Below are 15,366 nucleotides of genomic sequence, written 5' to 3'. Positions count from 1 at the left end.
TTGCTGCTCGAACAGGGCGCTTGCAGCACTGTCGATACACGCAATTCAGTTCGATCGGATGGCAGGAACCGGCGGCACTCGCGACTGCGGCCTCTATGTACTGGGCATGGGGACTGTCGGTGCTGATTTTCGGACGTCGTCATGTCACCAAAATGACAGCGACAAGAGGGCGCACTGTCCTTACAGTGCGTGACGACCGGGGGGACCCATTCATCCCTGAGTAGTATTGCTCGCCGCCAGCACCCGGCCTTCCGTACGGTGCAGGACAACGGGCCGCGGAGTGTGGACGAGTGGCTGCCCGTCAAGGACTGGTCGACTGCCTCCGTCAAGGAGTGGCACGCCGATGCGCCGGTGCCGTACTCCTGCACATACGATTTGGTGCCCGGCGCCGGCGACTGGGCTGGAACCTCCCGCTGCTCCTGCTCGCTGTGCGTCTTCGCCTCCCGCCACGACGTACTGCTCTCCATCGGTCGGCGGCCGCGGCTGGCCGACCTGTACGCCGAGGTCGAACAGGCCCGGGGCGACAGCTTCCGCGCGGACTGGCGCATCACCGACCTGATCCGGCACGCCGAGCAGTGCGGCGCGCCCGACCCGGGCGTCGTCTGCCCGGACGACGGCCCGGAGTTCACCGCCCTCAAGAAACAGGTACGGGCGGCGCTGAAGAAGAGGCCCCGCAAGGAACCCGAACTGGCCCGCCGCGCCGGCCGCGCATTGTGCGACGGCTGCACCGTGCACAACTGATGACCACCGCCCGCTGCGCTCCTCGGCGCAGCGGGCGCCCCCTACAGTGGATGGAGGAGATGACCATGGAGACGAACCCCACCGCCCTGCTGCTCGAACTCGCCGCCCAGGCCCAGCGTGCGAGCGACCCGGACACGCTGCACGACTTGCTGTCCAGAGGCCACCGCGCCTGGTGCGAGGGCGTCGCCGACGTCCAGGCCGGCGTGGACCGGGAGACCACGAGCCTGTCCGACGCCGAGCTCGCCGAGCGGTGCGCCGCTGCGTGCGTGCCGTGGGAGGAGGGGATGACGCGCAGCGAGGCGGTCTCCGCTCTCGCTTTCATGACGTGGGATGCCGCGCCGGCCGCGATGGCCTACACGGAGCTGGAGGAGCATGCGGCCCGCTTCGGGGTGTGCCTGCTGGGCGAGGAAGTGCTGTAGGCCGATTTGGCGTCAGGCTGGACAGCAAACCACCTCCTTTGGCATTATCGAACATGTCGCGCTCGTCCGAGTGCCAGCACCGCCGTGCTGATTCTTTCCAAAGGGGCCCTGATGTCTTCCGCCGACCGGCTCGTGGACACCGCGCAGATCGTGTCCGAGTTCGGCACGAGCAAGCCCCGGATCAGCGACTGGAGCAACAACCCGGACAGTGGGTTCCCCGCGGTCGCGCACACCGAGGGCCGCAAGCGGTTCTGGCGCCACGACGAGGTCGCGGCGTTCTTCGCGCAGCGTGCCCCGAAGAAGCGCGCGCTACCGGCCGCGGTACTCGAGGCCGACCAGGACGAGCTGCTGACCAAGCGGGAGGTGGCCCAGCTTCTCGGCTACACCCGCACGTCGACCATCGACGCCTACTTCCGCGACCGGCCCGGTTACTTCCCGGAGCCCGACCAGGATGTCGACTGCCCGATGTGGCGCCGCGGCACGATCGTGGCCTGGGTCGCCAGCCGCCCCGGCAAGGGCCGGCGCAGTTCCGCCCCGGCGGCAGCGCGGCCTGAGGTGTCGGCGGACGGCGACCCCGACGAGCTGCTCGGCACGGCCGAGGTCGCTGCGCTGCTCGGCTACGGAAGCCCGGCTTCCTTCTCCAGCGCCCTCTACCAGGGGCGCATCCCGGAACTGCCCGAGCCGGACGCCCAGGTGAAGGAGGAAGGCAGCCGCGGCCCGGGCCGCAAGAAGTGGCGGCGGGCGACCGTCGTCGCTGTCGCCCGCCAGCGCGGTGTGCTGCCGCCGGCCGACCAGGACGAGAACGAGGACCTGGTCGGCGCCGCCGAAGCAGCCCGGATCCTCGGATACGGCAGCGCCGACAGCTTCATCAGCGCACTCGGGCACGGGCTCCTGCCCGACCTCGAGCAGCCCGACGGATACGAGTACCGGCGCGGCAGCGGCGGCCGCCCCCGTCAGCAGCGCTGGAAACGCTCCCGCCTCGAGGACCTGGCAGCCCGCCGCTCCTCACCCTCCTGACTGCAGCGAGCCGGACCGCGTCGCAGGCGGGATACCGTAAGACCGCGGCCTCTGGTTTAAGGGATCGACGAACTCCCGGCGGGCCAGACGCCGCACGATGGCCGGTATGGAGAGACCAGCCACCTCTCCCCCGCGAAGCCGCACGGCTTCGCGGAACCGGCCATCGCCGCTCCAGGGCTCACAGATGATTCCGTTCGCGGGTTTCGACCACGGGTCCCCTACTTCCGAAGGCCGCTAACGCTCGTGCCGGGGCTGAGGAACGGGATCTCTCGATAGCCCGCTTTCATCGAGATCACCACAACCCGCCGAAGGGACACACCCCATGACCAGCACTTGGACCTGCGACGGCTGCGGCATCTCCAACGTCGACCGCTCATCCTGCGAAGCGTGCGGCACAAGCAGCCGGACTGCCACCCCCGGCAGCCTCGCGGTCACGGCTCTGAAGGACGCCGCGGCCGCCCGCGCGGCCCAGATCGAGGAAGCCGCTCGCGGCAACCAAGACTTGGCGGACCACCTCAGCAACGTGACCGATGCCCACCTCGACGATGCACTTGCCCTGCGGCGACTCGGCACCGTCTGAGCTGCAGGTTTAGCAGCCGGCGGAGCTCCGCCCAGACTTCGTACGCTTCGTAGCCGAACATCAGCTGGCATCCCAGGAGTTGATCGGGGAAAGCAGGCCGTCACCGGGCCACAGGGGAGATCCTGCTTCCGCCCAGGCCAGGTGCCGGCCGACCTCGACGAGGACCCCGATCCGGTCGGCGGGCCCGTACGCCCGATGTGTCCCGGACGTGGGGTCGACGGCGCGGACCTCGCTGTGCGGGCCGGCGCACACCAGGGCCCGGGCGATTTCCGGCAGGCCCAGGCTGAGGGCGTCGCAGTCATGGTCGCGGATGAGCTGCAGCAGGTCTTCGGTGGCTGCCTCCCAGTCGCCGACCTCCGGCCAGCGCGCGCCTCCGTCGAGTTCGTGGGTGAGCGTGGACAGCGGCACGATCTCGCCGGGCCGGCGGCCGTGGACGAGGCGGCCGTGGATGCGGGCGCCGTCGGGCTGCCGTACGCGGGGGTGCAGCAGGGAGGCTGCGGCCACGACGGTGGTGTTGATCTCCTGGGCGGCGGCCGGGTAGTAGGGCTCGTGAGCAAACAGGAGGTAGACGTCCGTGGGGATGGCCGGGGCGGGTTCGGGCTGGGTCATGGGGAGGGTTCCCTTCTGCAGCGGTGGGTTCGGTGCGTGACGAACTGCCGGATGGGTTGTCGGGCGGCGGCCAGGCGGGTACGGGCCCAGGGGCCGGCCAGGGTCGGAGGCCTGGTTCGCGTCGGCTGTGCCGTCCTCTTCGCTGCGCTTGAGGATCTGAGCGACCTGGTCGGCGAGTTGGAGCATCAGCCGTTCGCGGGCGATGAGGTCGGCTGAGGCCGAGCGGCTGTCCCGGGTCTGGAGCAGGCCTGCGGCATCCCACAGCAAGCCCTGGCCGACCTCGGCCGAGCGGCGCAGTTCGTAGCGGTCGCTGCCGGCGGCGGCCTGGACGAGGGAGGTGTGCAGGACGGCGAGGCGCTGGAGGTAGCGGCAGGCGACGTCGCCTTCGACCATGCGGGCGTGTTCGCGGGCCCGGCTGTCCAGCCGGTCGGGCAGGTGTTCGGCGAGCAGCGGGGCGAGGAGCATCGCCGGCAGGGCGACGTCGACCGGGACTCCGCGGCGGATGGCGAACAGGCCGGCGACCAGACTGACGAGCGCGACGGCCGCGGCGGCGAGCCGCAGCGATCCGGGGACGGTGTCCAGGGCGATGCGCTGGGCGGGGCGCCGGGTCAGCCAGCGCAGGGCCAGGCGCTGCGTGCGCGTCGCGGCCGGGGTGAGCACCCCGATCTGGTGGGGGATCTCAGGCGGGCTGCCGTCGCCGGGGACGGTCCAGGCGAGCCATCCCCAGACGGTGCGTTCGTGGACGAGTACGGGCTCGCAGGCGGCCGAGCAGGTGTGGTCGCGGACGTGCCCGGTCCGCAGGGCGCGGGAGCGTTCCTTCTCCCACCGCCCCGGATCACGGGTGAAGGGGCGCTCCTCCGCAGCCGCGGTCGGTGGCGTCGGTGTGTGGAGCGTGTCCGTCACGAGGTGCTTCCTTCCAGGTGGTGGTCTGTCAGGGCGGAGGCGCACGTGGTGCAGCGGCCGTCGCCGTCGGGGTGGGCGCGGCGGGGTGTGGGGCCCGGGCAGGTGCGGCAGAGCGGCCAGCCGAGGCAGGCCGGGCAGAGGTCCTCGCCGGGGGCGGTTCCGGGAACGCCGCAGCCAGCGCATTCGGTAAGGGCCCGGTAGGTCAGGGCCTCGCTCACCGTGCGGGCGGCGGCGGAGCCGGTCACCGGCTGCGGCGGGGCGTCCCACACGGGCTGGTCGTGGTGGTCGGCCGCGATGGCGGGCGGCGGGTAAGCCTGGGCCGCGCGCAGGCGGGCAGCGACGATCGCGCCGACCGTGGTCCGAACCGGATGAGGCAGGGGCCGGTCGGCGATGACGTGCCGCAGCTGCTCGCGGCTCCAGCCGGATTCCAGCATCACGGTCACGACGCGGCCTTGGTCGGTCAGCGCCTGCCCGGTCAGCAGCAGCTCGGGGCGAGCCGCCCCGAGGTCGAGCAGCAGCCGGATCCCCGCGTGCATCTCATCCGCCGCGGGCGCGGCCGGCGGGGACGTCGGCGTGTCCGGCCGGTCCGTCCGTCCAGGTGCTCGCGACGCGTCGCCGCGGCACGGACGGAGGGGTCTGGTGTTCTGCTGAGTGGTCTTCTTTCTGTTGGTGTTCTTAGTGGACCGATCAGCCAACGTAGGGTCATCCACTGGTGGAAAACCCGACTCTGGTTGTGACCTGCTGCTTTGCAGAGCGGGCAGGTCGGTGAGGAAATACGCCGCCGCGCCGAGGGTGCCGTCTGGGCCGCGCTCGCGTTCCCGCACCAGGAAGCCGTGCTTCTCCAGCTCTTTCAGCCCGCTCTTGACGGCTGAGTCACCGTCGCGTCCACGGCGGGCGATGTCGGAGACGGTCATCCGCCAGCCGTCCCGGTGCGTGGAGAGCAGTCCGAACAGGCCCTTGGCCTTGAAGGACAACTGGCGGTCGCGGAAGAGCCCATTGGCGATCTGCGTGAACTGATCGGCCGCCATCACGCCCCGGCGAATCCCCGCCGTCAGGCCGCCGACAGGCTCGGCCTCGGGGGACGTGGCCACCACGTCGGCTTCGATCAGCGCGATGTCCAAGGCGGCCGGTCGGTCGGTGATGCAGTAGACGATCTCGCCGAGGGTGCCGTCCGGGCGGCGCAGGCGTTCACGGATCAGGTAGCCGCGTGCCTCGAGCTCCTGCAGGCCGGTGCGTACCGCTTCGCGTCCGTCCGGGCCCAGGCGGACGAGGTCGGTGACCGTCACCTGCCAGCCGTTCCTGTGCGTACTGACGTACCCGAAGAGCCCCTTGGCTTTGAACGACAGTCCGGAGTCACGGAACAGCGCGTTGGCGATCTGGGTGAACTGATCGGCCGCCATCACGCCCCGGCGGATCCCCGCCCCGAAGCGGCTCACCGCCGTGCCCCCGAGGCATGCCGCGCGCAGTGGCCATGGCGGCACACCGGGCTCGTCGCGGTGGGGCGGCCGGGAGTCCTGGGCGTGGAGGCGTGCGTGTGTTCCATGGCGTCAGCTCACCGGCCGACCCCGACCAGGCTGACGGCCACAAGCCCCGACCATCGGTCACGATCCGGCAACGGAGCCGTCTAGCTGCCGTGGTCGGGCTCATGGTCGGGCCGACCACGGTGCCTTCAGCCCGGGCGCTCAGTGATTGCGCAGCCGACTGCGCAGCCCCGGACGGGCGTTGCGCAATCGGGCTGCGCAACCGGCCTGGGATCCTGCGCAGTCGAGTTGCACTGGGGCGGCTGCGCATTCCGTCCGCGCGTTCCTGATCTTCTCTTGCGCAGGTCCGTATCGCGCACTGCGCAGGCCTATGACACGGCCCGGCCGGCTTCCGTCTGCGCATCGATGTCCGAGCCCTGTGGCCGGGCGGCACGTGATCGCACGGCGGTCGCCGGTCCGGGCAACAGGCGCCGGACACGGTGGCATGCCTCCGGCTCGCGGCAGACCCATGGTCGGGGTCATGGTCGGGCCGACCATGACCCCGACCATGGACTTCGTGTCCCCATCGTGACCATGGTCGGGGGTTCATGGTCGGTGGTCGGGTCGGGGTCGACGGGTTTTCTCAAGGTCAGCAACTACACGTCATGACCTGGGAGTTTGACCATGTCCCCTGGCAAGCAGGCATCACAGAGCGAGGCCGCTGCTCCGATGGCGGCCGGCGCCCGGCTGGAGGCGATGCGCCGCCGCGTACGCCTCTCACGCGTGGCGGTCTGGACCGTCATCGCGGCCGGCCCCATCGCCCTGTGTGTCGCCGTCGCCTCCACCCCGACCACGGTCGCGGCGGCCCCCGCGGCCAAGCCCACCGCCGTGCGCACCGCGACATCCGCCGCCGACCCGGGCGGTTATGCGCAGGTGTTCGTCGGCGCGTGGTTGCGCAGCAGCGCGAACGACGAGACGAGTGCGCAGGTGCGGCTTGCGCAGTCGATGGCGCCGGATGTCGAACTGCCCGACCCGGCCGCCGATGCGCAATCGGCGCCTCAGTCCGTGACGGCGGTGCGCAGTGCGCAGCGGGCCGACGGTGCGTGGTCGGTGACGGTGGCTGCGCAGTACGGAGGCGGATCGGTGCGGTACTACGCCGTGCCGGTGGCCTCCGACAGCACGGGCTCCTCGTTCACGGTGACCGGTGCGCCCGGCGTGGTGGCCGGCCCGGCCCGGGCCGAGGTGCCGAAGTCGTCGTACGCCGTGACCGTCCCCGAGGGGGATCTGTCCTCCGCTATCGGGCAGTTCCTCGGCGCCTACCTGACGGGGGCTGGTGAGGTCGACCGCTACCTCGCGCCCGGCGTGAAGCTCACCGCCGTCTCCCCCGCCCCGTACACCGCGGTCGCCGTCCAGGAGGTGTCCGCCGTCGAGGAAGCCGCAGCCGCAGAGAAGGTGCCGCCGGACGGCACGACGGTGCGGGTCCTCGCCTCGGTGGAAGCCCGGGACGCTGCCGGCCGATGGCCGCTGGGTTACGAGCTCACGCTCAAGGCCCGCTCGGGCCGGTGGGAAGTCGCCGCGCTTCAGTCCGGCACGGCCAAGGACGGGGGCGGGCGATGAACACCGTGCACAGCCTGATGCTCGCCGGCCAGCTGGACGACCTCGGCAACTCCTGGATCAACATGTTCAAGGAGTGGGCGACGAAGGGTCTTCAGGCCGGTCTGATCTGCCTGGTCGTCGTCATCATGATCCAGAAGTTCTCACTGAAGGCGGGGATCGGCGCCCTGCTGCTGATGGTGATCGCGCTCGGTCTGTACAACTCGCGCAACGACCTGGCGAACATGTTCACCGACGAGGTGAAGAACCCGTCCAAGGGGGCGCCCGTCGTTCCTGGGATCGTCCGGTCCGAACTCCCGGCCTCTCATGACCACGCGCCGGGCGTCAGGAGCTGGCTGTGAGCGCGGCCGCCGCGGCACGGGTGGGCCGCTTCTACACCTCCGCCCGCCGCCACCCCTGGGTGCTGGGCAAGGTCGCGGACTGGAAGATCCCGCTCGGCCCGTACACGCCCGCGCAGATCGCGGTCGCCGTCGGCGGCGGCTTCCTTCTGGTCAAGACCATCAGCTGGTGGTCGTGGATGGGGCCGGTCCCCATCGTCGGGTGGGGCCTGGTCATCTGGATGGTGCGCCGGCCGAAGGTCCGGGGCCGTGCCCCGATGCAGGCCGCACTCGGGTGGGTGCTGCTCGGCTGGCAGCCCCGCGGCGGGCGGATCGGCGGGCGGGCCGCCCGCGACCGCGCTGAGCACCCGCTGCTCGGCGGCTTCACCATCGAGGACACGCCCGCGCCCGCTCCCCATCCCGCTGCGCAGGCCGCACCCTCCCCTGCGATGCAGCAGCGTCCAGCCCGGGCGCCGCACCCAAGCACGGCCCCAGACCGCCCATCATCCGCACCCCGCCGCACACAGCCGGTTTCTCCCGCACTGGCAGCGGGGCCGGTGTCGGGCGTACAGCAACTGCTCGCGCTCGCCCAGAACGGGGGTGCGCGGTGAGGGTTCCGATCCGTCACATCGCCGGGCACCTGGTGTGGTCGGCACAGGGCAGCGTGTGGGCCGTCTACCGCCTGCACCCGGGCCCCGACACTCAGGGTCGCCGCGAGGAGACCGTCCAGGGCACCTACGTGCCCGCCCCCGTCCGAGACGAACAACTCGCAAAGATCACCCACTTGGTGCGCTCACTGTCCGGGGCCCCGCGCCTGTACGGCATGTGCGCCCAGGTCGACCCGGGCGAGATCGCCCTGCGCATGATCGAGGGCATCGAGCCAGCCGAGCAGGCCCCCGGTGCGGGCCGGCACCCGTGGGTGGAGAACGTCGAGGCCACCCTGGAGCTGCTGGACGACCAGGAGATGCACCGCCGCACCCTGTGGCTGGCCGTTCCCCTGCAGACCGAAACAGGCGGCCTGCAGGTGTCGGCGTCCCTTGGTGCGGCGTGGGCCGAGATCGCACCGATGCTGGGCATGCGTCCGGCGCCGGTGGCCCGGCGCGAAGTGAGCGCCTACCGGGAGCAGGCCTCGCAGGTGGAGGCCGCGCTCGCCGGCGGCATCGCCTTCCGCCCGGCCCGCCCGGCGGAGATCGTGTGGATGATCCAGCACGCCATCCACCGCGGCATGGCCGAGCCGCTGCTGGCGGAGGCCGAGACCAGTGAGATGTACGGCGGTCAGCTCCGTGACGGGGTGCTGCGCTCCCCCAGCTACGCCGACCTCGGCCAGGTGCGCCTGCAGGAAGGTGGTATCGACCCCGAACTCGACGACGTCGACGAGCTCAAGAGCGCGGGCCGCATCACCCGGTCGGGCCGCAAGGCCTGGTGGCGAGTGAACACCGGCTCGCCGCTGGGGCGGCGCTGGCTGCAGGTCGAGTCCGACAACGGGCTGGGCTACCAGGCGCAGTTGGCGCTGGCCGAGTGCCCACCCGCGGTCAGCCAGGACGCCGCCGATCTGTTCGCCCAGCTGGAGCTGCTCGACTTCCCCGTCGACTACACCGTCGACCTCACGCTCGTGCCCGCGGAGAAGGCACGCGACCAAGTGCGGCGCAAGAAGAACGAACTTATCGACCAGGCCGACCAGTACGACGCCCGCCCGACCGGTATGCCCGCGTCCCTGACCGAGGCCGCCCGCGACCTGGGCGAGTTGGATGCCCGTCTCTCCCGCACCAGTGTGGAGGTCGAGGTGCAGTCCGTCACGGTGCTGACGGTGTGGGGGCCGACCGCCGCCGTCTGCGACGCCCGGGCCCGTGCCCTGGCCGCACTGCTCGGCGGCGCCGACTACCGGGCCGTGCGCCCGGCCGGCCTGCAAGAGGCCCTCTTCACCCTCGGCTTGCCCGGCACCGTACGGCCGGGTGTCGTGCGGGAGTTCACCCAGCACCAGGTCTCCGAAGACTGGGCGCTTTCCGGGGCCTTCACCGCTGCGGAGGTCGGCGACCCGAACGGCATGTTCCTCGGCATCGACCTGGACTGCGGCACCACCCGCCCCGTCATGATCAACGTGGCAGATGCGCCCAAGGTCGACGCGTCCGCATCGATGGGCATCGTCGGGGATCTTGGTGCGGGCAAGAGCGTGATGCAGAAGCTGATCGCCGAGGCCGTGTGGGCGCGCGGCGGCTGCGCGATCTGCATCGACCGCACCCCCGTACGCGAGTGGGCCACCTTCGCCCGCACCGCCGCCAAGGGCCGCGTACAGATCATCGACGCCGCCCAGGCCGAGGTGTCCATCGACCCGCTGCGCATGTTCGACGGGCCGGAGGGCCGCCATTACGCCCTGTCCTATCTGACCCTGCAGCTCGGCATCGGCCCGATGAGCACCAATGGAGAGGTCCTCCACCATGCCGTCGAGCAGGCCGCCCTCAGCGATGCCCCGTCCATGCACCGTGTCCTTGAGGTCCTCGAGGAGATGGCCACGCGCGAGGTGGGCAAGCGGCAGGACGCGGCCGCGACCCTCGCCGGGCTCATCCGGGTCGTCGCGACCAACTCCCTGGCCCGGATGGTCTTCGACCCGACCCTGCCACCGGTCAGGTTGGACGCCTCCAGCGCCTCCGACATGATCGTGATCACCACCACGGGTCTGAAGCTGCCCCCGAAGGCGGCGTTCGCCAACCCCGAGGTCCTGCACCAGCAGCCGCTGGAGGCGCTGATCGGCCGGGCGGTGCTCTACCTAATCGCCGCGATCGCCCGGCAGACGGCTTTCGAGGACCCCGAGCGGTTCACCGCCGTCGTCTTGGACGAGCTGTACTGGCTCACCTCGTCCGCCGAGGGCACGGCTCTGGTCCACGAGATCCTCCACGACGGCCGCAAGCACGGCGCCGGGCTCCTGGCGGGCTCGCACGATGCCGAGGAACTCGGCCCCGACCGCGGGCTGATGGCCTACCGGGCACTCGCCCGCACCGCCGACCGTGAACGCGCCCGTCGCGGTCTGGAGTTCGTCGGGCTCGACCCGAACGACGGCGAGCTGCTGCGGCTGGTGACCACCGGCCTGTCCCCGGTCGGCCAGAAAGGCCGGGAGGGCGAGTTCCTGCTGACCTGCCCGCGGCAGAACACCGGCCGCATCAAGGTCTCCATCCCCCGCATCCCGCGCATCACCACCTCCATCACCACCACGCCGGGACGCCGCACGAGCGCGGTCTCCCACACGGTGCCAAAGCCGCCCTCTGGTGAGGCCGCACAGACCCGTCCGAAGGAAACCGTCTGATGACCACTTTGTCGTGGGACCGCTCGAAGCGTGTCGCCGGCGCCGTGAGTGTCCTCACCGTGATCGCCGTCGTCGTCGCCGTCGTCGTGCTCGTCCTCGGGGTGGGCGTGCCGCAGGGGTGGTGGCCGCACACCGGGCAGGCCTTCGCCGCCGACGCCGCGCACCGGGATCCCTGCGCCCTGATCGTGGGCCCGGCCAAGGCGTACTGCGAGCGCGGCGCCGCGGCCAATGCCTCCGCCGGTCATCAGGACGTGGCCGGCGGAGCGTGGAGGCTGGTGCCTGCCGGTGCAGGTGTGGGTGCTCTCGTGGTGTGGCGGCTGCGCGGCGCCGCCGGGCAAAGGCGGCGCTGACGTGTTCCGCCCAGACCGCGCGACCCTACGTTCGGCCGGCTTCGTCGTGCTGCTCACCGGCGTGTTCCTCCTGGTGAACACCCAGGTCGTGTACGCGGCCGACAGCAACAGCGAGACGTCAGACCTGCTCGCCCCGCTGAACATCTACTCGTCCGAGGGTGTGCCGATCGACGGGTACGACCTGAACGCCGACGGCGGATCCATCGTCGCCTTCAAGACCCAGGCTCTGGCCTTCGCCCTGTCGGGGCTGTTCACGCTGATCCGGCTGCTGGTCGGGCTGGCCGGGTGGGCGATCGAGGTGGCCTTCCGCTTCCCGCTGCTCAAGCTCCTCACCAAGCCCGCGCAGAAGGTCGCCGACACCTACGACACGGTGGTCGTCGACACGCTCGGGTTGAAGGGGCTCTTGCTGGCCTGGGCGTTTGTGTTCGCGGGGTTCATGATCGTGCGTGGCCGGGTCGGCCGCGGTCTGGGCGAAATCTTCCTCACCCTGCTCATCGGGGCGATCGCCGCCTCGGCTCTCATCCGCCCCGACACCCTGCTCGCCCCGGACGGGCCGCTGGGGCAGTCCCAGCAGGTGGCTGCCGAGGTCGCCCAGCAGAGCGTCAACTCCTACGACTGGGGAGGCAAGATCGCCAGCTATGACCCGTGCGCGGGCATGGCCGGCAACGCCGAGATCAAGTGCGAGCAACGGGAGGGCGAGGGACCGGTCTCCTCGACGGAAGTGGCCCGCCCCATCCAGGATTCGATCACCAACGCCTTGATCGTCAAGCCGTACATGCTCCTCCAGTACGGGCGCATCCTCGACCCGGCCAAGGACTCCGACCGCAAGGCCTACGCCGTCCACCTGAAGTGGATCACCGGCGGGTACATTCCCAAATCGACTCCCTCGGGCAAGGCGAAGGACGCCTGCAGCCTGATCAAAGGGGCAGCCAAGAAGTACTGCGAGCGCGGCGTCGATGGCGGCATGCCGAGCGGCAGCACCGATCTTCCGGAGTTCACGCCGGGAGGCGAGCTGCTCGACGCCTCCAACTCGATCGTCACCGACGAGGACCAGGCGTTCGCCGCGTTCCTCGCGGACATGAAGAAGGCCGGCCCGGTCGGTAAGTCGTGCGCCGCCTACGCCGAGAAGCCCACCTGGTGGCGCCTCGGCGGCGCCTTCCTGCTGCTGATCGCCGCCCTGCTCATCTGCGGCATGCTGTTGTCCAGCGCCATCGTTCTGCTCGGCACCCAGGGCATCTGCGCGGCCGCCGCGGCCGCCGGCGGCGTCACCTTCATCGCCGCCATGCTGCCAGGACCTCCACGGCAGAGCGTGTGGAAGTGGCTGTCCCTGTGGGGCATCGCGGTCCTGGCCGTGGTCGGGATCTGCGCGTTCATCCCATTCTTCGGGATCGCCGTCGACGCCACCATCACCAACGGCCCCCAGTTGATGGGGGAGCGGATACTGCTCATCGACGTCCTCGCCATCGCAGGCGCGGCCGGGCACCGCAGACTGCTGACCGGCATCACCTCCTTCGGCCGGCGCATGGCCATGCGGATGCGCTACGCCAAGGTCGGCGGCACCCACATGCCGGGCGACACCTCCGAGCTCGGCGCTGCGCTCGCCATGAACTCCCCCGCAGCGATGGGCGGATACGGCGGCGGGCTGCGCGCCTTCACCGGCGGGGGCGGCGGCAGGTTCGGGATGCTCGGCACCCGGCAGCGGATGATGGGTGCGCTCACCTCCCTGTTCGACGGCGCGGGCATGCCGGTGGACACCGGCGGGCTCCTCCCCGATGCCACTGCCGAAGCCGGGCGCGGCCTGGCGGCGCTCACCGCGGCCGCGGCCGTGGGTGGGCTGGGCGCACGGCTCGGCGCCAAGGGAGCCCACTGGCTGCTGATCGGCCGCCGCCCGGACAAGGAGCAGCTGGCAAAGTGGCGCAAGCCCACCGCCGACGGCGACCCGGACGCGGGCGGGCCGTCGGGCGGCGGGGACGGTGGCTCAGGCGGCGGCGCAGGTCCGCGTCGGCCCTCAGGCCCGCCTGACCGGTACCGCAACGAGCAGGGCCAGGTCGTCGACCGCAACACCGGCCAGGTACTGCACGACCAGAACAGCGACCGCACGCTGCTGTCGACCCGAACCCACAACCGGCTGGTCCGTTTCCGCGGGTACCGCATCCTCAACCGGGGCGGCCGGGCCGCGTACGGGGCGACGGTCGGTCTGCCGGCCAATGTGCGCCGCGCGCGGTCGGGGGGCTCGCGCTACTCCCAGGACGCCCGCCAGCAGGTGCGGGTGTGGGGCAACACCGTCCGCGAGGACGGCCGGGCCTGGGGAGACACTGGACGTCACGTGGCCCGGGTCATCCGCGAGCACACCGACAACAGCGGCGGAACCGGTCCGTTCACCAGCCGCCGCCTGCCAACCGCAGCCACGCCGACCGCTACCCCCCGCCCGGCACCCCGTCCGCGGCCTGCGCCCTCAGGTCGTCCTTCCCCTGCCCCCACACGGCCGGCCGGGCCTGCGGGCGGCCCCACAGCAACTCCGCCTCCGGCACCACTCCCCCGCCGGAACGGCCCTGCGCCGGTGCCTCGGTCCGGTCTCGGCAGGCCCGGGCGTCCGGTTCATCCCGGCGACGGTGACGCGGACGGTTCCGCAGGCACCAGCAACCAGGCCCGGATACAGGAGTCGATGCGGCAGGCCGAAGCACTGCGCGAAATGCGAACCCGGTGGCGGACCGAGGACGGTGAGGACCAGTGAGGCCGTCCCGGCGCCGGATGGCGCGGTGGGGGTGTGTGGCGGCGCTGCTGATGTTTGCCGCCGTGTGCTGTGCCGCACCAGTGGGGAACGCGATCAGCGCGTATGTCGCGCTGAAGACGGGCCAGCAGGACGACGGCGGGATCGCCGAGGGCGGCAGTGCCGCGGACATCCCGCCGCGCATGCTGGCCGCCTACAAGAAGGCCGTACAGCAGGTCGGGAAGTATGTGCCGAAGTGCCAGGGCATGCGCTGGCCGATCCTCGCCGGGATCGCGAAGGCCGAGTCCAACCACGCGGTGGGCCGGAACATCGCCGCCAACGGCGACATCCGCCCGAAGATCTACGGGGTGCTCCTCAACGGCTCCGGCCAGGGCGGCAACACCACCGTCGTCCCGGACACCGACCGCGGCAAGTGGGACGGAACCTCTCAGGGGGAGCGTGCGGTCGGTCCGTTCCAGTTCCTGCCCTCCACGTGGGAGTCGATCGGCGAAGACGGCAACGGCGACAAGGTCGCCGACCCGCACAACGCCGACGACGCCGCGCTCGGCGCCGCGATCTACCTGTGCGGAGGCGGCCGCGACCTGACCAAGCATGCCCAGCTCAAGGCCGCGATCCTGCAGTACAACCACTCGGACGAGTACGTCGCCAACGTGCTGGGCTGGATCGACCAGTACACCGCCGCCGCCAAGGACCCGGACCTGAAGAACGTCTCGGGGAAGATCCGTACCGTTATCGACGCGGCGCTCTCCCAGCGTGGTGTGCCCTACTCGTGGGGCGGCGGCAACGCCCAGGGCCCGTCGTACGGAATCTGCTGCTCACCCAGCGGCAAGAGCGGCACGAACATCAAGGGCTTCGACTGCTCGGGGCTGACCACCTACGCGTACGCCAAGACCGGCATCAGCCTGCCGCGCACCGCGACCGCCCAAGCCGGCGTCGGCCAGCGCATCCCCGCCAGCCTCGGCACGAGCGCCCTCAAAGTGGGCGACCTCGTCTTCTATGCCTACGCCCCCGGCCGCGATTCCACGATCTATCACGTAGGGATCTATGCCGGCAGCGGTCAAATGATCAACGCCGCCCGCCCGGGCACGGTCGTCCGGCTGGACTCGGTCAACGCGATGTCGGGCTATGCGGGGGGAGCGCGGATGCTGTGACCACGATCCCCCGCTCACCGCGTCTGCTGGTGCTGAGCACCGCCCTGCTCGCCGTCGTCGGCGTCGCCCTCCTCGGCATACCGCACGGTCAGCAGCCACCGGTCCCAGTGGCATCTCTGCCCGCTCACGCAACCACGGATCCGTCACCTGCGGCCCCTACACCGACCACTAACGCG

Annotated in this window: 13 protein-coding genes; 11 read left to right on the top strand and 2 right to left on the bottom strand. The window is 71.2% G+C overall.

The window, feature by feature from the left end; all coding sequences use genetic code 11:
- Positions 1-258 precede the first annotated feature (258 nt).
- From ACIGYR_RS36140 to ACIGYR_RS36125, 4 genes are all read left to right on the top strand, one after another.
- Positions 259-741, top strand: coding sequence for a hypothetical protein (locus ACIGYR_RS36140; protein WP_399608997.1), 483 nt, complete (start codon positions 259-261; stop codon positions 739-741).
- 65 nt (positions 742-806) lie between these two features.
- The gene (locus ACIGYR_RS36135) at positions 807-1,160 is read left to right on the top strand and encodes a hypothetical protein (RefSeq protein WP_399608999.1); all 354 of its coding nucleotides are present in this window, start codon (positions 807-809) and stop codon (positions 1,158-1,160) included.
- Between the two features lie 111 nt (positions 1,161-1,271).
- The gene (locus tag ACIGYR_RS36130) at positions 1,272-2,177 is read left to right on the top strand and encodes a helix-turn-helix transcriptional regulator (protein WP_399609000.1); all 906 of its coding nucleotides are present in this window, start codon (positions 1,272-1,274) and stop codon (positions 2,175-2,177) included.
- Between the two features lie 322 nt (positions 2,178-2,499).
- Positions 2,500-2,757, top strand: a complete 258-nt coding sequence (locus ACIGYR_RS36125; RefSeq protein WP_399609002.1) for a hypothetical protein — start codon at positions 2,500-2,502, stop codon at positions 2,755-2,757.
- 60 nt (positions 2,758-2,817) lie between these two features.
- Here ACIGYR_RS36125 and ACIGYR_RS36120 read toward each other — a convergent pair whose 3' ends face one another.
- Together ACIGYR_RS36120 and ACIGYR_RS36115 are read right to left on the bottom strand one after the other, a co-directional pair.
- Positions 2,818-4,269, bottom strand: a complete 1,452-nt coding sequence (locus ACIGYR_RS36120) for a hypothetical protein (protein ID WP_399609004.1) — start codon at positions 4,267-4,269, stop codon at positions 2,818-2,820.
- The gene (locus ACIGYR_RS36115) at positions 4,266-5,705 is read right to left on the bottom strand and encodes a hypothetical protein (RefSeq protein WP_399609005.1); all 1,440 of its coding nucleotides are present in this window, start codon (positions 5,703-5,705) and stop codon (positions 4,266-4,268) included. Before ACIGYR_RS36115 ends, ACIGYR_RS36120 begins: the two co-directional genes overlap by 4 nt.
- Before the next feature lie 708 nt (positions 5,706-6,413).
- Between ACIGYR_RS36115 and ACIGYR_RS36110 the strand changes: the two genes are divergently transcribed.
- From ACIGYR_RS36110 to ACIGYR_RS36080, 7 genes are all read left to right on the top strand, one after another.
- On the top strand, positions 6,414-7,346 hold the full coding sequence (locus tag ACIGYR_RS36110; RefSeq protein ID WP_400014410.1) for a conjugal transfer protein: 933 nt from the start codon (positions 6,414-6,416) through the stop codon (positions 7,344-7,346).
- On the top strand, positions 7,343-7,684 hold the full coding sequence (locus ACIGYR_RS36105) for a hypothetical protein (RefSeq protein WP_400014407.1): 342 nt from the start codon (positions 7,343-7,345) through the stop codon (positions 7,682-7,684). The genes ACIGYR_RS36110 and ACIGYR_RS36105 overlap by 4 nt, the downstream gene beginning before the upstream one ends.
- Positions 7,681-8,271, top strand: coding sequence for a hypothetical protein (locus tag ACIGYR_RS36100; RefSeq protein ID WP_400014405.1), 591 nt, complete (start codon positions 7,681-7,683; stop codon positions 8,269-8,271). The genes ACIGYR_RS36105 and ACIGYR_RS36100 overlap by 4 nt, the downstream gene beginning before the upstream one ends.
- Positions 8,268-10,958 (top strand): ATP-binding protein, encoded by a 2,691-nt coding sequence (locus ACIGYR_RS36095; RefSeq protein ID WP_399608289.1) that lies wholly within the window; start codon positions 8,268-8,270, stop codon positions 10,956-10,958. Before ACIGYR_RS36100 ends, ACIGYR_RS36095 begins: the two co-directional genes overlap by 4 nt.
- The gene (locus ACIGYR_RS36090) at positions 10,958-11,308 is read left to right on the top strand and encodes a hypothetical protein (RefSeq protein WP_399608286.1); all 351 of its coding nucleotides are present in this window, start codon (positions 10,958-10,960) and stop codon (positions 11,306-11,308) included. The genes ACIGYR_RS36095 and ACIGYR_RS36090 overlap by 1 nt, the downstream gene beginning before the upstream one ends.
- 1 nt (position 11,309) lies before the next feature.
- A complete protein-coding gene (locus tag ACIGYR_RS36085; RefSeq protein WP_399608283.1) occupies positions 11,310-14,042 on the top strand; it encodes a hypothetical protein in 2,733 nt (910 codons plus the stop codon).
- An 80-nt stretch (positions 14,043-14,122) separates the two neighbouring features.
- Positions 14,123-15,190, top strand: coding sequence for an NlpC/P60 family protein (locus tag ACIGYR_RS36080; protein ID WP_399608280.1), 1,068 nt, complete (start codon positions 14,123-14,125; stop codon positions 15,188-15,190).
- Positions 15,191-15,366: the final 176 nt, after the last annotated feature.

The sequence above is a fragment of the Streptomyces sp. NPDC053076 genome, assembly GCF_044546845.1.
Lineage (GTDB): Bacteria > Actinomycetota > Actinomycetes > Streptomycetales > Streptomycetaceae > Streptomyces.
This window is presented reverse-complemented; position numbering and strand designations above follow the sequence as displayed.